Genomic DNA, 1,313 nt, shown 5'->3' with positions numbered 1-1,313 from the left:
TGGCGTTACCGAAACGATGACTTTTGAAGAGAGTGAAGTCTTTCGGGCAGCGAGAAACCACGTTCCCGGTTTTTGGCGTGAAATTAGTCCACGGCAACACACCTGACAGTATTCACAACCTGAACACGTATCCTTGGTTTGAAGGTGGACATCTTGTCCACCGGCCAAACTCGAGGATTACATGTCAGATAAATCAACGGCTGAAACACAAAACACTTCCGGTCATTCCCGCCGGGCATTCTGGCGCATAGGTCGGGGCCGAAGTGGGGGCAGCTTGGGTTGTGCTGGCATCGCCCGTCGGGCGATTGCCCTTGGCCATCCTGTCCTTGTCGCAGATGGCGATATCAACAACCCCATGCTCTCCCGGCTTTACCCCGCCAAAAGCAAGCACGGTGTTGAGCGGCCCACCAGTGCCACCCTTGAAACAAGCAAAATTTGGCTGGCCGACATTCTGGCTCAGGCACTTCAGTGCGAAGCGTCTGTCATCATTGATATGGGAGGTGGTGACCGTGTGAGCGAAGAATTGGCTGAAGAGTCCAATCTGGGAGAATTTTTAAGCCAAAGCGGTCTCCAGCCTACTTATGGTTATTTCACAGGCCCTGAGCGGGATGATTTTGAGCATGTCCATCGCATCTGGAACAGTGGCGTTTTCAAAGGTGGACAATCGGTGCTGATACTAAACGCTGGGTTGGTTCGTACTCACAACAGCGCCGTAGATCCCTTTGCATGGTTACGCAAAGATACCCGCTATCAAAAAATGGTGGCCATGGGTGTAAAGATCATCGATATGCCAGCACTGACCTGCATGAAACATATTGAAGGGGCGGGACTGACCGTTTTTGATGCCCTTGACGGCAAACCATGCAGCGATGGAAAGCCTCTGAACCTGCTCTGGGCGCATATGGCCAAAGAATGGTATAGTAAGCTCATTACTGCCCTCGAAACCGAAGGTGGCGACAAATGGCTGCCTTGACTCCTAAGAGCGGTCAAAATGAGAGGGAGACGCGAGAGCGTCTCCTTAAAACCCTCCATGATGCCGGTATTGGGTTGGACACTCCGCTAGGTATTCTGATGATGTCTCAAGCTGAGGCATCGGAAACAGTCACTGATGCGACATCCGCCCTACTGGATGAACTGAAAGCTGAGCGTCAGTCGGTGCAAGCTGAGCTGACAACACTGCTTGAGCGACTGGACAAAGCGTTTGGAAGCATTCAGACCCTTCAAAACACGGGAGAAGTGAAGCTGAAGGAGCAGGAGCTTTCTCTCAAGCAGGACCAGCAGGCGCTTTTCAGTCACTTTATGAAGTCACTTGA

Annotated in this window: 2 protein-coding genes; both read left to right on the top strand. The window is 51.9% G+C overall.

The annotated features are described in order from the left end of the window. Positions 1-181 precede the first annotated feature (181 nt). Positions 182-973 carry a hypothetical protein gene (locus GOB86_RS15455; RefSeq protein ID WP_165993546.1) on the top strand — a complete coding sequence of 264 codons (792 nt, stop codon included), beginning with the start codon at positions 182-184 and terminating at the stop codon, positions 971-973. Continuing rightward, positions 961-1,313: hypothetical protein (locus tag GOB86_RS15450; RefSeq protein ID WP_165993545.1), on the top strand; the 353-nt coding region annotated here is incomplete at its 3' end. The genes GOB86_RS15455 and GOB86_RS15450, both read left to right, overlap by 13 nt.

The sequence above is a fragment of the Acetobacter lambici genome, from assembly GCF_011516885.1.
Taxonomy (GTDB): domain Bacteria; phylum Pseudomonadota; class Alphaproteobacteria; order Acetobacterales; family Acetobacteraceae; genus Acetobacter; species Acetobacter lambici.
The sequence above is the reverse complement of the archived record's forward strand: the minus strand, read 5'-3'. Positions and strand labels throughout refer to the sequence as shown.